The sequence below is a fragment of the Polyangium spumosum genome (assembly GCF_009649845.1).
Lineage (GTDB): Bacteria > Myxococcota_A > Polyangia > Polyangiales > Polyangiaceae > Polyangium > Polyangium spumosum.
On record NZ_WJIE01000007.1, the window covers coordinates 346,846 to 362,872 of the forward strand.

The following is a 16,027-nucleotide window of genomic DNA, read 5'->3' on the forward strand; positions in this document are numbered from 1 at the left end:
CGGCGGGGCCCTCGGAGGAACGTCTCGCATGACGGTGACGCACATCGCAGACCGGAGGGCGCGCGACGAGCTCGCGCGGCTCATGGAACGCTTCGCCCGAAGGCCCCGCCCGATCCACGTCGTGAAGAAGTCCGCATACTGGCACCAGCGGGCCGCCGGCGCGGCCCTCTTCGCCGTGACGTTCGGCGGCCAACACAAGTACCTCAGCCATTACGTCACCACGCTCGGCCACACGATCTACGTGCCCGACGATTTCGACGACTGGGCCCCGACCCGCGCCCTCGAGATCCTCCGCCACGAGGCGGTGCACGTCGCTCAATTCGAGCGGTACGGCTGGGTCGTGATGGTGCTCTTCTACGGCGTCCTGCCCTTGCCGATGGGCCTCGCCTGGTTCCGCGCCCGCTTCGAGTGGGAGGCGTACGAGGAGACGTTACGCGCCGTCGCCGAGGTCGAGGGCCTCGCCGCGGCCCGCGCCCCGGCGCTGCGGGAGGAGATCGTGCGGCGCTTCACCGGGCCGGATTATGGCTGGATGTGGCCTTTTCCGCGCACGATCGAGCGCTGGATCGACGAGGCGCTCGTGAAGATCGAGGGCGAGCTCGCGCAAAGCGAGCCCTCGACACCGTCTGCCGAGAAGCGTTAGCCTGCCCCGGAGGTAAAGCCGCCGTGTGGATCATCCTGGCCCTCTTCGCCGCGCTCGTCGTCGCCGTCACGATCTACGACGTGACGCAGACGAAACACGCGATCCTGCGTAATTTCCCGATCATCGGCCATTTTCGTTATCTGCTCGAGGCCGTGGGGCCGGAGCTCCGGCAATACATCGTCACGAACAACGACGAGGAGCGCCCCTTCAGCCGCGACCAGCGCCGGTGGATCTACGCGTCGGCGAAGAAGGAGAACAACTACTTCGGGTTCGGCACGGACAACGACCTCGAGCAGAGCCCGAACTACCTCATCGTCAAGCACGCCGCTTTCCCGCTGCCGGAGCTGCACGCAGGCGAGCCCGGCTACGACCCGGGCTACCGGGTGCCGTGCGCGAAGGTGCTCGGCGGCAAGCGGGCCCGGAAGAAGGCATTTCGCCCGAATTCGGTGATCAACTCGTCGGCGATGAGCTACGGCTCGCTCTCGGGCGCGGCCGTCGAGGCGATCAACCGCGGCGCGAAGCTCGCGGGCTGCATGCAGAACACGGGCGAAGGCGGCGTGTCGCCCCACCACCGGCACGGCGGCGAGCTCGTCTGGCAAATCGGCACGGGGTATTTCGGCTGCCGCGACGAGCAGGGGCGCTTCAGCATGGAGCGCTTCCTCGAGACGGTCGCCTCGGCGCCCGTCCGCGCGATCGAGATCAAGCTGAGCCAGGGCGCGAAGCCCGGCCTCGGGGGCGTCTTGCCGGGCGCGAAGGTGACGGCCGAGATCGCGAAGATCCGCGGCATCCCCCTCGGACAAACCTGCATCAGCCCCGCGGCGCACACGGCATTCTCGTCGGCCGACGAGCTGCTCGATTTCGTGGAGAAGCTCGCCGAGGCCTCGGGCCTGCCCGTGGGCATCAAATCGGCCGTCGGCGAGGACAGGTTCTGGAAGGACCTCGCGAGGCTGATGGCCCGCGGCGATCGCGGCGTCGATTTCATCACGATCGACGGCGGCGAGGGCGGCACGGGCGCGGCTCCCCTCGTGTTCAGCGACCACGTGGCGCTGCCCTTCAAGATCGGGATGCCGCGCGTCTACCGCGCGTTCGCCGAGGCCGGGCTCGCCGAGGACCTCGTGTTCATCGGCTCGGGCAAGCTCGGCTTCCCCCACGCCTCGCTCCTCGCGTTCGCGCTCGGCTGCGACATGATCGCGGTCGCCCGCGAGGTGATGCTCTCGATCGGCTGCATCCAGGCGCAGGAGTGCCACACCGGCAAATGCCCCACGGGCGTGGCCACGCAGAACCGCTGGCTCGTGCGGGGCCTCGATCCGACGGACAAGGCCGCGCGCTTCGCCAACTACGTCACGGTCCTGCGCAAGGAGCTCTTGCAGCTCGCGCGGGCCTGCGGCGTGCCCCATCCGGCGCTCGTGACGCTCGCAGAGCTCGAGATCCTCGACGACCGGCTCCACGCCCGCCCGGCCGCCTCGGTGTTCGAGTACCAGCCCGGCTGGGGTTCTCCCTCGGCCGCGGACATCGAGGCCATCCGCGCGATCATGGCCGGCAAGCCCGCGCCCGCGCTCCCCGGCGCCGAGGGGCTCGTCATCGCGCCCGGCTGAGCCGCGCCCTTTCGCGTCTTCGAAAACGAAAGCGCCGCCCGAGGGGGCGGCGCTTTTTCATTTCACGCGGGCCCGGGAGAGCGCCGCGGCAGGCTCACTTCGCGTCGACGGGGATCTTGACCGTCTCGACGAACGGCTCGCAGGTCGACTCCGTGCAGACGGCGCCCTTGAGCTGGGCCTCGATCACCTTCTTGCCCGGCGCGGAGGACGTCGCCACGACGGTGAAGCTGAGCTCTTCCTTCGAAACCTTCGCGTCGGACGCGACGAGCTTCGCCTTCTCCACGCTCACGCCCTCGGGCGCCGTGAGAATGAGCTTGTGCGGGTACTCGAGGTTGACGTGATACGCGCCCTTCGCCTTGACGGTGATGGTCGCCGAGCTCTTCTCGCCGGACTTGCCCGTGGCCGGCGAGATCTTGAGGTCGTACTTGTCGCCCGCGAACGCGGCGCCGGCAAAGGCAAGGATGGCAACAGCAGCGAGCGAAAGGGCTTTCTTCATGACGACCGTCCTCCTACGTGACTTCCGTTTTCAGCACGTCCCGTGCCAGACGTCAACGCCGCCGCACACCCGAAACGGCCGCGAGCAAATACCGTAAGCTCGCGATTTTCCGTCGTTACAAGCCGGGACGTCGGGAGACGCAACATACGGGGATGGATCAAGAACGGACCGGGTGGCCAAATATTCATCCACCCAGCAGCGGGACGATCCGGTGTTCGGCCCGATAAAACTCGAACTGCTGCTCCGTGCCGTGCCAGTACGCCACGCGCACGCGGGAGGGGATGGTGAGGCCACCCTCGGTGCGCTCCTCGTCGACGTCGACCCCGAACGGGATCCACGTGAAGCGCTTGTCCTTGGTCTGGTTCGACCAGCGAAGCAGGCTCGCCGAGCGCACCCGGCCCACGTCGTCGAGGGCGATGGCCACCGTGTGTGGCTCGCCGGCGATCCGGAGCGTGGCGCGGATCGCGTCGGGCCCCTCGACCTCCCACCGCACGCCCCGCGAAGGCAGGAGCGAGGCCGGCGCGAGGATCGACTCGATCGCGAGCCGGCCCGCCGCCGAACGGCGCACGTCGAGCCCCCGCGCATGCGCCACGGGCACGGCCCCGATCGCATAAAACTCGGTGCCCGCGTCCTCACCCTCGAGCCAGTCGTAGCCCACGAACTTGCTGCGCCCACCGCCCACCGAGGCCTTCCACACGAACCCGCGCGGCGGCGCGAGCAGCGCCTCGGCCTCCATCGGGCGCCACGCGTCCGTCGGCGACAGGCGCATCTCGCCGCGGATGGCGAGGCGCACGGCCGGATCGAGGGGCGCGCCCTCGGCGAGCGCATGCCGGAAATAACGCGCCACCGGCTCGGGGAGGCCATCGAGCTCGCTGGGATCGAAGCGGCCTTCGATCGGCCGTGGCAAAAGAGCGCGCCACTTTCGCTGGATCACGCGGTCGCCATAGAGCCGCCGGCCCGCGAGGAAGACCGCTCCGCCGAACAACGTGCCCGTGACCCCGTAGACGATGCGGGGGATCAACCTGCCGCCGCCACGAGAAGCCATCCGCTCCTTCGCCTTCCTTTCAGGGCGTCGCGCCGGCGTCCATCTTCGCACGCGAGAGCAGGATGGCCACCTCCATCGGCATGGGCGTGCCGCAGAGCTCGCTCACCTCGGGCTTGAGCGTCTCGGCGTGTGGCTCGTATCCCTCGGCCTCGAGGAGCACGTTCACCGGGCCGCTCGTCCAGAGCTCACACACGAGCGTGGCGAGGTCGACGGGCGGCGGCTTGTTGCGATCGAGGTGGCAGACGAAATTGGCCCCGTCGTCGAGCGTCCTCCACGTGCTCGTATCGGACAGGACGAACGGGGGTTCGTCCCCGGCGCTCCACTCGACGACGATACGAAGGTCCGGCGGGAGCGGCTCGCCCTCGGCGCGGATGTCGAGGACGAAGAGCGGCTCGGGAGGTCGTACGGGACAACCCCCCTCGCCTCCCTGCCCGCCGTCCACGCTGGGCGGCGGACGCGGAGGGCTCTCACATGCAGAGAGCCCCGTGAGGACGACCCCGAGAACCCCTACGCCCAAGGCGAACGCTCTGCGTGAAGACACAGTGCGTCGAGATTAACCGATTTTCCGGACGATCAGTTGGGCGGGGGCGGCGGCGGGGCGATGGTGCCGAGGTTCAGGCCACCGGGGTACTGATAACTCGTGGCCGAGCCGTACCCCATGACCTGGATGCCCACGGGCTCCGTCGCAGTGAGCACGTGCGCGCCGTTCTTTCCAGGCCCGAGCGGGACACGCGTGATGCCGAAGTTCGAGCTGATCGGCGTCGGCGAGGCGCCGAGCACCTGCCCGTCGAGGGTCACCGTCGCCGAGAGCGGCTGCACGATGTCGACGTAACTCTCGTTGTAATCGTTCGGCGCGAGGAAGACGTACTTCAGGCGGTACTGCTCGACGGCCGTGGCGAGGCTCTGCGCCGGATCCCCATTGTCGCCGAACAGGTCGACGAGCTGGGTGCCGAGCTGGAAGGAGGCGACGGCGAACTCGTGATCGCCGACGATCTCGAAGTCCTGCCCGACCTGCCCGAGGTCGAAGACCTGGCCCGCGTTGATGCTGAGCGGCGCGCCCGGCGGCGTCGCGCCCGGGTAGGTGAGCTTCGTGCCGTTGACGTTGCCAAAGACACGCACGACGTGGCCAACGGCGCCGCCGCCCGGCGAGGTCGGGACCGTGACGAAGTAGCGCTTGCCGAGGGTCTCGGCGGGGAAGACGGACTCCTCGATGTGGTCACACGCCACCACGCCTTCGGGCATCTGCGTGCACGGGATCCCCGCGATGACCTGGACAGGTTTGTCCGCGTACACGAGCGAGCCGGCAGGATCGGAGCTCGGCGCGAAGAGGACCTCGACGACCTCGCCGCGATTGACGGAGAAGCTCGCGAGGCCGTTCGCCGGGGTGGACGGGATGCCGCCGCCACCAACGATCTCACCCTTGCCCGAGACCTTGACCTGCACGTTCGTGCCGTCCTGCGTGCCGGTGACCGCGAAGTACGCGCCGATGTTCGCCCCCGCCCACCCCTTGTAGCTCGTGATGCGGTAGTTGCCGGTCATGGCCGTGGCCGGGAGGAGGAGCGAGGCGTCGTTCGAGTAGGAGAAACACTCGAGCGGCCCGGGGAAGCCGCAGAACTGCCCTGGGCACGAGCTCCAGTCCTTGCCGGGCGGGCCGCCCTGCGGGCCGTACTCGAGCGCGTTGAACTGGTACACGGTGACGGGGCGCGAGCTGACGAGGTGGTAGGCGCCGTCCGCCACGCGCACCGTGGCCGAGAGCGGCGTGGCGCTGCCACAATTGTTGGCGTCCGGGCCCTTCAGCTCGGGCACCCACGGCAGGTAGATCTTCGCGAGGTCGTTCGCCGGCACGGTCGCCGTGGCGACGGTGGTAGCGCCCCGCGTGACCGTGACCTCCGCCGGCTGATCCCCCGCGTTCGCCACGACGACCGCGTAGTCGAAGATCGACCAGACGTTGTTCGCCACGACCGTCGGCCAGAAGTCGCAGCCGATGTACGTGCGCGCCGCCGCGGCCTCCTCGCACGTCACGGGGTCGACGCCGGGATCACCACCACCCGCGCCACCCGCGCCGCCGACGCCGACGAAGATGTCGCCGCCCATGCCGCCGTTGCCGGGACCGCCGGGTCCGCTCGGGCCCTCGCCTCCCGCGCCGCCGTCGCTGAAGTCGTTGCGGCCCGACGTGGCAGAGCAAGAGGCCGCGAGGGCCCCCGGAGCGAGGAGGAGCGCGAAAGCGACGAGGGTCGTGTGCTTGAGCCCGGAGGAAGTCATGCGCCCGATTATCGGGCCCGCGCGAACCGAGGCACAAGGGCGATCGGGCGCCCCGCGAAGTTCAGTGCGCGGCGCGGTTCCGCTCGTGGATGCTCTCGAGGATGATGACCGCCGTCTCCTCGATCGCGCGGCCCGTGACATCGACGACGGGCCAGTCGGGGTGAGCGCGGAAGATGTTGTGCGCGAACTCGAGCTCCGTGCGGACGTGCTCGCGCATGGCGTAATTCGTCTCGGGGGGCATGCCGAGCTGGCGCAGGCGCGCCTGGCGGATCTCGCAGAGCTGATCGAGGCCGATCGTGAGGCCGACGATTCGATCACTCGGCGCCTCCTCGATCTCGTGCGGGAGCGGGACGCCGAGCACGAGCGGCAGGTTCGCGACCTTGAGGCCGCGCTGCGCGAGCAGCGTCGAGAGCGGCGTCTTCGAGGTGCGCGAGACGCCGACGAGGATGATGTCGGCCTTGCGGAAGTTGCGCGGCTCCTTGCCGTCGTCGCTCTTCACGGCGAACTCGACGGCCTCGATGCGGCGGAAGTACTCGTCGCTGAGCGGGAGCATCGCGCTCGGCAGGTTGATCGGCTCGCGGTCGAGGAAGGTGCCGAGCTTGCCGATGAGCGAGCCGATGACGTCGATCGCCTCGATCCGCAGCTCCGCCGTCGCCGAGTGGATGAACTCGCGCAGCTCGGGGCTGACGACCGTGAAGACGAGCAACGCGCCCTCCTTCGCGGCGCGCTCGAGGACCGGCCGCGCGACCTCCTTCGTGCGGACACGCGTGTGCAGGCGGATCTGCACGCCGGCTTGCGGGAACTGGAGCAGGGCCGCGCGGACGACCTTCTCCGCGGTCTCGCCGGTCGAGTCGCTCAGCACGTCGATGAACTTGGACATGGGCTTGCTCATTCTGGTCTTCGTCTCGGTCGGATCGTGGACTCGCGCTGGTTGAGGCCACATCCCTCGAACGACAAGCCTACCCAAAAAGGTTCTTCAACTTGTCCATGAAACTCTCGCCACGCTCCGGCTCCTGCGGCACCTCGCCGAGCGTCGCCGCGAGCTGCGTGACGAGCTCCTTCTGCTCGTCCGTCAGCCGCTTCGGCACTTCCACGCTGATTTCGACGAGTTGATCGCCGCGGCCACCCGTGACGCGGTGCACGATGCCCTTGCCTTTGACGCGCAGCACCGAGCCCGGCTGCGTGCCCGAGGGGATTCGAAGCTTGCCCTTGCCATCGAGCGTGGGGATCTCGACCTCGCCGCCGAGCGCGGCGACCGGGAAGGAGATCGGGAGCGAGCAGACGATGTCGTCGCCGACGCGGCGGAAGAACTCGTGCGGCGCGACGCGGATAGTGAGCTCGAGGTCGCCCGGCGCGCGATCGGGGCGCGTGCAGTTGCCGCCGCGCTCGACGAGGCGCGTGGCGCCGTTCTCGATGCCCGCGGGGATCGTGACCTCGATCGTGCGCGCCTTGGCCACGACGCCCGCGCCGCGGCAGCTCTTGCAGGGGTCGAGCACGATGCGGCCCGTGCCACGGCAGCGCGTGCACGGCCGCTCGATGGCGATGGGGAAGACGCCCTGCTGCATGCGGACGCGGCCGCGGCCGAGGCACATGCTGCAGCGCTCGGTCTGCGTGCCCTTCGCCGCGCCGACGCCGCCGCAGTCGTTGCAGGGCTCGACGCGCTCGTAGGTGATCTCCTTCGTGCAGCCGAACGCCGCTTCCTCGAAGCTGATGCGGATCTCTTTCTGGAGGTTGCCGCGGTCGCCGACCTTGATGCCGAGGGCGCCGAGCAGGTCGCCGAAGAGCCCGTCGATGTTGAGGTCGTTGAGATCGACGTAGTTCGCGCCGCCGAAGGGCCCGCCCGCCGGCGAGGCGCCGCCCACGCCCATCGGGCCGAAGCGATCAAACGCGGCGCGCTTCTGCGGATCACTCAGGATCTGGTAGGCCGCGTTGATCTCCTTGAAGCGCTGGTGCGCGCCGTCGTCGCCCGGGTTCTTGTCCGGGTGGTGCTGCCCTGCGAGCTTGCGGAAGGCGCTCTTGATCTCGTCCTGCGTCGCCGAGCGGTCGACGCCGAGCACATCGTAGGGATCACGCACGGAGGCCGGAATAGCACCGATCCGGACGAGGGACGAGGGGGGTACGGCCGGACCGGCGCACGTTCAAGGGAGGGCTTTTCGGGTCGGGCACTCGCCTTCGCCCTGGTAGTCGCCGAGCGTGCGCGCCTGGGCGAGGACGTAGTCGTACGCGGTCTCGATCGGGACGCCGGCGAGGCTGTACTTGTCGGGCGGGAAGACATCGGCCGCCTTCGTTTGCCTGAGCTCGTCGAGCGTCGTCTCGCCGTCCATGTCGAGGTCCGCGTCGGCGATGTACTGGGCGTAGCGCGCCGTGACCTCGGCGCCGGCGGTGATGTTGTTGAAGAACCAGTGATCGCCGTGGATCGTGGGTTTGACCGGCACGCTGCCGCCGGCCGGGACCGCGAAGCCGGGGATCTCGTCCTCGGTGGCGCAGTCGTCGTACGACGTGCCCGCGGGCAAGCCCCAGCGGAAGGTCTTCGTGGTGGCGCCGTTCGTCATCGAGCCCTCGATGTAGAGGGACCAGCCGTTGTCGGCGAGCAGCTTGCGGTCCGCTTCGGCGGTGGGCTCGAGCGCCTTCGTGTTCGCGTCGGCGTTCGGCAGATCGAAGCCGAAGCGATCCCAGCGGGTCGCGCTCGCGTCACTCCACGTGGTCACGACGTACCCGCCGGCCGGGACCTTCTTCAGGTCGAGCACGTACACGTCGGGCGCGGAGAGCGACTCGGACGCGTCGGAGCGAGAGGCGCGGAAGTTGCCGATCGTGATGAGGAAGCGGTCGTAGGTGACGCTCCAGCCGTCCTGGATGTCCTCCTCGCCCATGCCGGCGGCGAGGCCGTTCGGGATGGTGTCCTCGGCCTCGACGAAGATCTGCGCCGAGCCCTTCTCGGGCGTCGCGCCGTCCTCGCCGCCGCAGCCGACGGCGAAGAGGGCCACGGTGGAGAGGACGAGGAGCTTCGGTCGCATCACGCACACTCGCTTCACTTGAATCACCTCCGCAAAAGCAACGTGAAGCGTTTAGCAAGCGAGTTGCATTAGCGCAAGGGCGAACGAGCGCGAGCGGCGCGGCGCTTCGGCGCACGTGAGGGCAGGCCCGCCGGGGGCGGCGTGGATCACTTGGTGAGGGTGTACTCGTCGATGACCGGGTCGGTCTCGTCGGGCCGGAGCTCGTGCGACTCGATGGTGAGCGAGGTCTTGCTGGCCTTGAGGAAGGAGTAGAAGCCGAAGACGCTCTTGCCGTCGTAGGTGAAGCTCTTGTCGGTCCACACGCGCGTGCCGTTGCCGTACGCGTCGGCGCCGGCGCCGGCGCAGACCATGTAGACGGTGCCCTTCGCGCCCGGCATCTGCACGACCGGGTCGAGCGTGCCCTCGGCGAGCGGGCCCGTGAGGGGCTTCGTGCGCTCGTAGTTGTGGTCGTGGCCGAGGACCATGAGGTCGACCTCGTACTTGTCCCAGATCGGCACGAAGAACTGCCGCCCGAGGAGCACGTCCGCGTCATCGCCGTGCGACGAGGCGGAGAACTCGGCGTGGTGATGCACGCCGACGATCCACGGCACGTTCGCGCGGTTCGTGTTCGCCGCCTCGAGGTCCTTCTCGAGCCACGTTTTCAGGAGCGCGGCGTATTCGGGGTTTCCGTTCGGCGACGTGACCCAGAAGTCGTCGACGACGACGACGTGGACCGGGCCGATGTCGACCGAATAAAAGAGCTCGCTGTACTTGGGGAACCTCGTGATGTCCTGGGGGAGGACGACGCTGCTGTAGAAATGGGTGGTGTGGTTCTCGTGATTGCCGTGCGTCGAGAGGGTGAGGATCTGGCCGAGCGTGAGGAGGCTGCCGTCGGCGTCCTTCGCGGCGAGGTCGAGCCAGAGGTGCCATTCCCCCTGATCGGTGGCGAGATTGATCATGTCGCCCGAGAAGAGCTGCGCGGTGACCCCGGCCTTCATCATGCGGCGCTGGATGAGGCGCCAGGCCTGGTTGTCCTGGCCGCGCGCGTCGCCCGAGACGCCGAGGAGGACCTCGGTATTCGGGTCCGTCGGCGTGGTCGTGAAGGAATGGACCTCGCTCCAGACCTCCTTGCCCGCGGCCCCGCCGCCGACGCGATAATAATAGGTGGTCGCGGGCGAGAGGCCGCAGACGTAGGCCTCGTGCATGCGGTCCTCGCCTTGCGGCGCGAGCTGGCCCTCCGGGGTCACCCAGGTGACGCCGCGCCTGCGATTCTCGGCGGGCCAGGTCGACGGGTCGGGCGTGGTGCCCCACTGGACCTCGGTCGCGAGCGTCTCCATGTCCGTCTGCCAGCCGAAAGCCGCGGAGGTGGCGGGGTCGGCGCGGCCAGGAGAGCCGACCTCGACGTTGCCGCCGAGGCCGAGGCGGACGCGGCGGATGTCGGGCGCGGCGGAGACCCTGGCGCTGCCGCGCTGGAAATCGATGTATTCGGGGCGGGTGGCGATCTCGAATTCGCAGCCCTCGGGCTGGAAGCGCTCGATGTTGGGCTCGGGGGGCGGCGGCTGCGGGTTCTGGCTCGGCTCGTCCGCGCACCCGGCGGCGAAAAGCGCGCCCCCCAAGAGGCCCAAGGAAACGATCGTTTTTTTCATGAAGCCACCTCCACCCTCCACACGGCGAGCGGGAGCAGCCTAGGCCGGCCGAGCCCCGGCGGGAACCATTTTGCGCGCGGACGCTACACGACGAGGCGATATCCGCCGCCTGCCGACCGCGAAACGCGCCCCTCGCGCTCGAGCTTCACGAGGTGCGCTTCGAGGCTCATCCGCGCAATGGGCCAGACGAGCGGCGGCGTGTCCGCGTAGGCGACGGGCAAGAGCACGTCGAGGCTCGCGCCCTCGGGAGGAAACGGCCTGAGCGCGGCGAGGACCTTGGCCTCGCGCGCGAGGCGATGCGTGATGTAACGGCGGAAGAGCGTGGTCGGCTCGTCGATGGGCTCGCCGTGCGCCGGGAGCGCGACGGAAGCGGACAAACCCGCGAGGCGCTCGAGCTGCGCGAGGTACGTGATCATGTCGCCCTCCGTGGGCTCGATGAGGATCGTGCCCTCGCTCGCGACCATGTCGCCGACGATCGCGGCGCCCGTGTCCTCGTCGAAGAGGCAGATGTGCCCCGGCGCGTGGCCCGGCGTGTGGAGCACGCGGAGCCGCATCGGCGAGGGCCCGTCGAGCACGATGCGCTCGCCCTCCTCGACGTGGCGATCGACGCGGACCTCCCCTTCGAGGCGCAGCGCCGTCTCGTGGTGCGCGAGCAGCGGCAGGCGGAGCTCGTTCGCGAAGAACCAGGCGCCGCCCGCGTGATCGGCGTGGTGATGGGTGAGGACGATGCCGATGGGGTGACGGCCGCGGCTCTCGAGGGAGCGCGCCCACGCGAGCCACTCGCGCCGCTCGTCGTCGAACGGCGTCGCCGGCTCGACGAGCAGGACCTCCCGCTCGCCGAGCGCGTAGCTGTTCGTGTGGGTGGCGGGAGGCAAGGTGGGCGTGAGCGACGGAAATCGCTCGACACCCAGCGTCACGCGCCACGGCCGTCCCATGTCGTTTATCGCTCGAGCACGACGGCGAGCGCCTCGCCGCCGCCGATGCAGAGCGTCGCGAGGCCACGTTTGTCGCCGCGATCCTTCATGGCGTGGATCATCGTCGTGAGCAGACGCGCGCCGGTCGCGCCGATGGGGTGGCCGAGCGCGACGGCGCCGCCGCGCACGTTGACCTTGGCGTTGTCGATGCCGACGAGCTTGTTCACGGCGAGCGTGACGACGGCGAAGGCCTCGTTGATCTCCCAGATGTCGATCTGCTCCTTCGTGAGCTTGGTCCGCGCGAGCGTGTTCTCGATGGCCGCCGCGGGCGCGGTCGTGAACCACTCGGGCTCCTGGGCGGCGCCGCCGTAGCCGGCGATGCGCGCGAGCGGCTCGAGGCCCATCTCCTTGACGGCCTTCTCGCTGGCGAGCACGAGCGCCGAGGCGCCGTCGTTGATCGACGAGGCGTTCGCCGCGGTGATGGTGCCGTCCTTCTGGAAGGCGGGCTTGAGCGTGCCGATCTTGTCGGGCCGGGCGTTGGGCGGGCCCTCGTCGAGCTTCACGACGACGGGATCACCCTTCTTCTGCGGCACGTTCACGGGCGTGATCTCCGCGTCGAAGAGGCCCTCCTTCTGCGCGGCGATGGCGCGGCGGAAGCTCTCCTTGGCGAACTCGTCCTGCGCCTCGCGCGAGAACTCGTACTTCTTCGCGCACGTCTCGCCGGCGTTGCCCATGTGGAAGTTGCCGTAGGGATCCCAGAGGCCGTCGTGGATCATGCCGTCGACGATCTTGTTGTCGCCCATGCGATAGCCGTTCCGGGCCTGCATGAGGTAGTACGGCACGTTCGACATCGACTCCATGCCGCCGGCGACCACCACGTCCGCGTCGCCGAGCGCGATGCTCTTGGCGCCGAGGATGACGGCCTGCATGCCCGAGCCGCAGACCTTGCCGACCGTCGTCGCCGGCACGTTCTTGGGGATGTTCGCGTAGATGGCGGCCTGGCGGGCGGGCGCCTGGCCGACGCCGGCGCCGAGGACGTTGCCCATGAAGACCTCGCCGACGCGATCGGCCGGGACCTTCGCGCGCGCGAGGGCCGCCTCGATGGCGACGGCGCCGAGGCGCGGGGCGGGGAGGGCGGAGAGGGCGCCGAGGAAGGCGCCGATGGGCGTGCGGGCGGCGCCGACGATGTAGACGGGAACGGGCAAGGTCATCACATCCTCCGGAGGCTCGGGCGCAACGTAGCGCGCGCCTCGGAGAAGCGAACTACTCCATCATGTTGCACTGCACAAGAGACGCCTCCCGATCTGCCTCGAGGGCCTTTGCGAGCAGGCGCCTGCCGCGGTGGAGGCGGCTCATGACGGTGCCCACGGGCACACCGAGCTTCTCGGCGGCGTCCTTGTAGGTCATCTCCTGGAGGTCCACGAGGATGAGGGCCTCGCGATACACGGGCTGGATGGCCTCGAGGGCGCGGAGCGTGGGCGGCGAGAGCGCGGTCATCTCGGAGACGGCGGGCGCGGCGGTCCAGGCGTTCGGGTCGGAGTAGAGGACGTCGAGGGCGCGGCGCTCGCGACGATTGCGGCGACACTTGGTGATGAAGACGCTGAAGAGGATCTGGTGGACCCACGCCTTCAGGTTGGTGCCGGGGCGGTACTGGTTCTCGAAGCGGAGGGCGCGCTCGACGGTGTCCTGCACGAGGTCCTCGGCGAGGGCGCTGGAGCGCGACATGCGGAGGGCGCGGCCGAAGAGCTCGGGGGCCAGCGCGGCGACGCCTCGGCGGAGATCCTCGATCGAGTGTGCGTGAAGGGTCTTCGGGGTGGCGAGGGCCTGAGCGAGCATGGGTCGTGACCTCCTGGTGACCCCTCGCTTTCGCAAGGCGGGTGCCGAGGCGTGGCCCGCCCCAAGTGTCTGAAATGATTGGATCGGAAAGGGAGGTGGGTCCCGCGGACGTGTCTCTCCGACACCGGGGCGTGTCCCTCTGCCAACGCAGCGTGGGAAGGCGGGGGATCGTTCGGGCGTACGCCGCGCGCTTCAGCCCGCCAGCGGATCCGCCCCCCGCGCGAGCGCCGCGAGGATCTCCGGGACCAGGTCGGGAATCTCGCCCGCGAACAGGCCTCGATCGCAGCCGGTGCGGGCGCGCCAGAGGTCGCCGGCGAGCGCGTGGACGAGCACGCCCGCGCAGGCCGCCTCCTCGGCGGACATGCTGCAAGCAAACGCCGCGATGAGGCCGGTCAGCACGTCGCCGGAGCCGGCCGTGGCGAGGGCCGGGTTGCCCGCCATGCAGATGAAGAGGCGGCCCTCGGGCGTGGCGATGATCGTGCGGGCGCCCTTGAGGATCACGGTGGCGCTCGTGCGCGCGACGGCCTCGCGGACGGCGCCGAAGCGGTCCTGCTCGATGGCCGTCGCGCTGCGGCCGAGCAGGCGGCCGAGCTCGCCCGGGTGCGGCGTGAGCACGAGGCGGCCTCTGGCTTGCGCGAGCGACTCGGGGCGGCCGGCGAAATGGGTGATCGCGTCGGCGTCGACGACCTTGAAGCCGTCCCAGCCGAGCACGACGTGATCAACCGCCGCCCGCGCCTCCGCGCCGAGGCCGAAACCAGGGCCGATGGCGACGGTGCGGCGTCCAGCGAGGGCCGCGTCGAGTGAAGGGCCGATGCGGCTCGGGTCGATCCGCGTGGTCATCACCTCGACGACGCGTGACTCGAGCGACGTCGCGGCGTCGGGCCAGGTGCCGATCGTGACGAGGCCGGCGCCGGCGCGCATCGCGGCCTTCGCCGTGAGGAGCGAGGCGCCGAGCTTGCCGGGTGAGCCCGCGACGACGAGCACGTCGCCGGCCTTGTGTTTGTGCACGCTCGCCTCGCGCGGGGCGAAGTACGAGCCGACGGTCTCGCGGCGGATGACCTCGGCGACGACGCCGACGTGGGCGAGGATCGGCGGATCGGGGACGCCGAGGTCGACGACGTGCACGTTGCCGGAGAGGCGCGCGCCTTCGGGCGTGAGCATGCCGATCTTGAGGTGGCCGAAGGTGACGGTGTCGTCGGCGCGCACGGCGATGCCAAACGGCGAGCCGCTGTCGGCGTCGAGGCCCGAGGGGATGTCGAGCGCGACGAGGCGGGCGGAGGCGTCGTTGAGGACGGCGATGACGTCGGCGAGGTGGCCGGTGATGGGCCGGTCGAGGCCCGTGCCGAAGAGGGCGTCGATCACGAAGTCGGCGCGCGCGAGCGCGGCGTGCAGCGGGCCGAGGCTCGAGCCCTCGGGCACCTCGAAGAATCGGCCGCCGAGGTCGATGTACGCGTCGTGGTTGATGCGCGCGTCGCCGGTGACCTTCTCGCTCCTGCCCGCGAGGTAGACCTCGACCTCGGCCCCGCGCGCGTAGAGGTGCCGCGCCACGACGAACCCGTCGCCGCCGTTGTTGCCCGTGCCGCAGACGACGACGACGCGCGCCTCGAGCGGGTACCTCGCGGGCTGACCGGGGCTCTGCACGTGGCGGACCGGGAACGAGCGGGCGCGCGCCGCGATCACGTCGGCCTCGTGGCTCGGCGCGCACGGGCAGCGGCGCGCCTCGATCATCGCGGAGATCACGTCGGCGGCGCCGCGCCCTGCGTTCTCCATGAGGACGACGCCCGGCACGTGGCAGGTCTCGATCGCGTACTTGTCGAACGCGCGCATCTGGGCGCGCGTGAGGACGGGGATCATCGCGAACGGCCTCGCATGCCGCGGTCGACGGCGCGACGAAGATCCCGCACCGCGCGATCCATCCCGAAGAACACCGCGTCGGCGATGACCGAGTGGCCGATGTTGACCTCGACGATGTCGGGGATGGCCACGACGGGCCCGACGTTGTGGCGCGTCAGGCCGTGGCCCGCGGCGACCTCGAGGCCGAGCGCCGAGGCGCGGGCCGCGGCGCGCTTCAGGCGATCGAGCTCGTGCTCGGCTTGCTCCCCCGACGCGTGACAGTACTCGCCCGTGTGCAGCTCGATCTGCGCGACGTGGAGGGCGGCGGAGGCCTCGACCATCTCCTCGTCGGCGCCGATGAAGAGGCTCACCTTGATCCCGCGCTCCTTGGCCATCTTCACGGCGGCCTCGATGCCGGCGCGCTTTCCCTTCACGTCGAGCCCGCCCTCGGTCGTGCGCTCCTCGCGGCGCTCGGGGACGAGCGTGATCACGTCGGGACGCACCCGCGACGCGATGCCGATCATCTCCTCGGTGACGGCCATCTCCAGGTTGAAGAGCGTCTGCACCGAGGCGCGCAGGCGCGTGACGTCGTCGTCGGTGATGTGGCGCCGATCCTCGCGCAGGTGCGCGGTGATGCCGTCGGCGCCGGCCGCTTCGCAGAGGCCGGCGGCGAAGACAGGATCGGGGTACCGCGTGCCGCGCGCGTTCCGCACGGTGGCGACGTGATCGATGTTGATGTGGAGGCGGACCGGCATGGCCGGACTCTA

15 protein-coding genes are annotated in these 16,027 nt (G+C 69.9%); 2 read left to right on the top strand and 13 right to left on the bottom strand.

Features of this window, described 5'->3' with window-relative positions; all coding sequences use genetic code 11:
* The first annotated feature begins 28 nt into the window (after nucleotides 1-28).
* Both GF068_RS25615 and GF068_RS25620 read left to right on the top strand, forming a co-directional pair.
* Entirely contained in the window at nucleotides 29-640 is a 612-nt protein-coding gene (locus GF068_RS25615) for a hypothetical protein (protein WP_153822079.1), read from the top strand.
* A 23-nt stretch (nucleotides 641-663) separates the two neighbouring features.
* Nucleotides 664-2,235, top strand: coding sequence for a glutamate synthase-related protein (locus tag GF068_RS25620; RefSeq protein WP_206079550.1), 1,572 nt, complete (start codon nucleotides 664-666; stop codon nucleotides 2,233-2,235).
* 94 nt (nucleotides 2,236-2,329) lie between these two features.
* On the opposite strand, the gene GF068_RS25625 is transcribed toward GF068_RS25620, so the two are convergent.
* The 13 genes from GF068_RS25625 to GF068_RS25685 all read right to left on the bottom strand — a co-directional run bounded on the left by GF068_RS25625 (nucleotide 2,330) and on the right by GF068_RS25685 (nucleotide 16,015).
* The gene (locus GF068_RS25625; protein ID WP_153822080.1) at nucleotides 2,330-2,731 is read right to left on the bottom strand and encodes a hypothetical protein; all 402 of its coding nucleotides are present in this window, start codon (nucleotides 2,729-2,731) and stop codon (nucleotides 2,330-2,332) included.
* Between the two features lie 184 nt (nucleotides 2,732-2,915).
* Entirely contained in the window at nucleotides 2,916-3,776 is an 861-nt protein-coding gene (locus GF068_RS25630; protein WP_153822081.1) for a DUF6544 family protein, read from the bottom strand.
* A 19-nt stretch (nucleotides 3,777-3,795) separates the two neighbouring features.
* Nucleotides 3,796-4,293, bottom strand: a complete 498-nt coding sequence (locus GF068_RS25635) for a hypothetical protein (RefSeq protein ID WP_153822082.1) — start codon at nucleotides 4,291-4,293, stop codon at nucleotides 3,796-3,798.
* Between the two features lie 56 nt (nucleotides 4,294-4,349).
* Complete coding sequence (locus tag GF068_RS46450; RefSeq protein WP_153822083.1) at nucleotides 4,350-6,038, bottom strand: IgGFc-binding protein; 1,689 nt, start codon at nucleotides 6,036-6,038, stop codon at nucleotides 4,350-4,352.
* A 61-nt stretch (nucleotides 6,039-6,099) separates the two neighbouring features.
* The gene (locus GF068_RS25645) at nucleotides 6,100-6,930 is read right to left on the bottom strand and encodes a pyruvate, water dikinase regulatory protein (RefSeq protein WP_153822084.1); all 831 of its coding nucleotides are present in this window, start codon (nucleotides 6,928-6,930) and stop codon (nucleotides 6,100-6,102) included.
* 67 nt (nucleotides 6,931-6,997) lie between these two features.
* On the bottom strand, nucleotides 6,998-8,113 hold the full coding sequence (dnaJ, locus tag GF068_RS25650) for a molecular chaperone DnaJ (RefSeq protein ID WP_338046565.1): 1,116 nt from the start codon (nucleotides 8,111-8,113) through the stop codon (nucleotides 6,998-7,000).
* A gap of 63 nt (nucleotides 8,114-8,176) precedes the next feature.
* Entirely contained in the window at nucleotides 8,177-9,052 is an 876-nt protein-coding gene (locus GF068_RS25655) for a hypothetical protein (RefSeq protein ID WP_153822085.1), read from the bottom strand.
* A gap of 146 nt (nucleotides 9,053-9,198) precedes the next feature.
* Nucleotides 9,199-10,677: a purple acid phosphatase family protein gene (locus GF068_RS25660; RefSeq protein WP_153822086.1), complete on the bottom strand. Its 1,479-nt coding sequence runs from the start codon at nucleotides 10,675-10,677 to the stop codon at nucleotides 9,199-9,201.
* Between the two features lie 83 nt (nucleotides 10,678-10,760).
* Nucleotides 10,761-11,612, bottom strand: a complete 852-nt coding sequence (locus GF068_RS25665; protein ID WP_153822087.1) for an MBL fold metallo-hydrolase — start codon at nucleotides 11,610-11,612, stop codon at nucleotides 10,761-10,763.
* A 5-nt stretch (nucleotides 11,613-11,617) separates the two neighbouring features.
* Nucleotides 11,618-12,802: a thiolase family protein gene (locus GF068_RS25670; protein ID WP_153822088.1), complete on the bottom strand. Its 1,185-nt coding sequence runs from the start codon at nucleotides 12,800-12,802 to the stop codon at nucleotides 11,618-11,620.
* Between the two features lie 52 nt (nucleotides 12,803-12,854).
* Nucleotides 12,855-13,427 carry an RNA polymerase sigma factor gene (locus GF068_RS25675; RefSeq protein WP_153822089.1) on the bottom strand — a complete coding sequence of 191 codons (573 nt, stop codon included), beginning with the start codon at nucleotides 13,425-13,427 and terminating at the stop codon, nucleotides 12,855-12,857.
* A 192-nt stretch (nucleotides 13,428-13,619) separates the two neighbouring features.
* Nucleotides 13,620-15,281 carry an NAD(P)H-hydrate dehydratase gene (locus GF068_RS25680; protein WP_153822090.1) on the bottom strand — a complete coding sequence of 554 codons (1,662 nt, stop codon included), beginning with the start codon at nucleotides 15,279-15,281 and terminating at the stop codon, nucleotides 13,620-13,622.
* Nucleotides 15,278-16,015, bottom strand: a complete 738-nt coding sequence (locus GF068_RS25685; protein ID WP_153822091.1) for a pyridoxine 5'-phosphate synthase — start codon at nucleotides 16,013-16,015, stop codon at nucleotides 15,278-15,280. The genes GF068_RS25680 and GF068_RS25685 overlap by 4 nt, the downstream gene beginning before the upstream one ends.
* Between the last annotated feature and the right edge of the window lie 12 nt (nucleotides 16,016-16,027).

Excerpts from the sequence above, each read along its gene's own strand:
- GF068_RS46450 (WP_153822083.1), bottom strand. The coding sequence starts at position 6,038 with ATGACTTCCTCCGGGCTCAAGCACACGACCCTCGTCGCTTTCGCGCTC.
- GF068_RS25665 (WP_153822087.1), bottom strand. The coding sequence starts at position 11,612 with ATGGGACGGCCGTGGCGCGTGACGCTGGGTGTCGAGCGATTTCCGTCG.
- GF068_RS25680 (WP_153822090.1), bottom strand. The coding sequence starts at position 15,281 with ATGATCCCCGTCCTCACGCGCGCCCAGATGCGCGCGTTCGACAAGTAC.
- GF068_RS25685 (WP_153822091.1), bottom strand. The coding sequence starts at position 16,015 with ATGCCGGTCCGCCTCCACATCAACATCGATCACGTCGCCACCGTGCGG.
- GF068_RS25675 (WP_153822089.1), bottom strand. The coding sequence starts at position 13,427 with ATGCTCGCTCAGGCCCTCGCCACCCCGAAGACCCTTCACGCACACTCG.
- GF068_RS25670 (WP_153822088.1), bottom strand. The coding sequence starts at position 12,802 with ATGACCTTGCCCGTTCCCGTCTACATCGTCGGCGCCGCCCGCACGCCC.
- GF068_RS25625 (WP_153822080.1), bottom strand. The coding sequence starts at position 2,731 with ATGAAGAAAGCCCTTTCGCTCGCTGCTGTTGCCATCCTTGCCTTTGCC.
- GF068_RS25660 (WP_153822086.1), bottom strand. The coding sequence starts at position 10,677 with ATGAAAAAAACGATCGTTTCCTTGGGCCTCTTGGGGGGCGCGCTTTTC.
- GF068_RS25630 (WP_153822081.1), bottom strand. The coding sequence starts at position 3,776 with ATGGCTTCTCGTGGCGGCGGCAGGTTGATCCCCCGCATCGTCTACGGG.
- GF068_RS25615 (WP_153822079.1), top strand. The coding sequence starts at position 29 with ATGACGGTGACGCACATCGCAGACCGGAGGGCGCGCGACGAGCTCGCG.
- GF068_RS25655 (WP_153822085.1), bottom strand. The coding sequence starts at position 9,052 with ATGCGACCGAAGCTCCTCGTCCTCTCCACCGTGGCCCTCTTCGCCGTC.
- GF068_RS25645 (WP_153822084.1), bottom strand. The coding sequence starts at position 6,930 with ATGAGCAAGCCCATGTCCAAGTTCATCGACGTGCTGAGCGACTCGACC.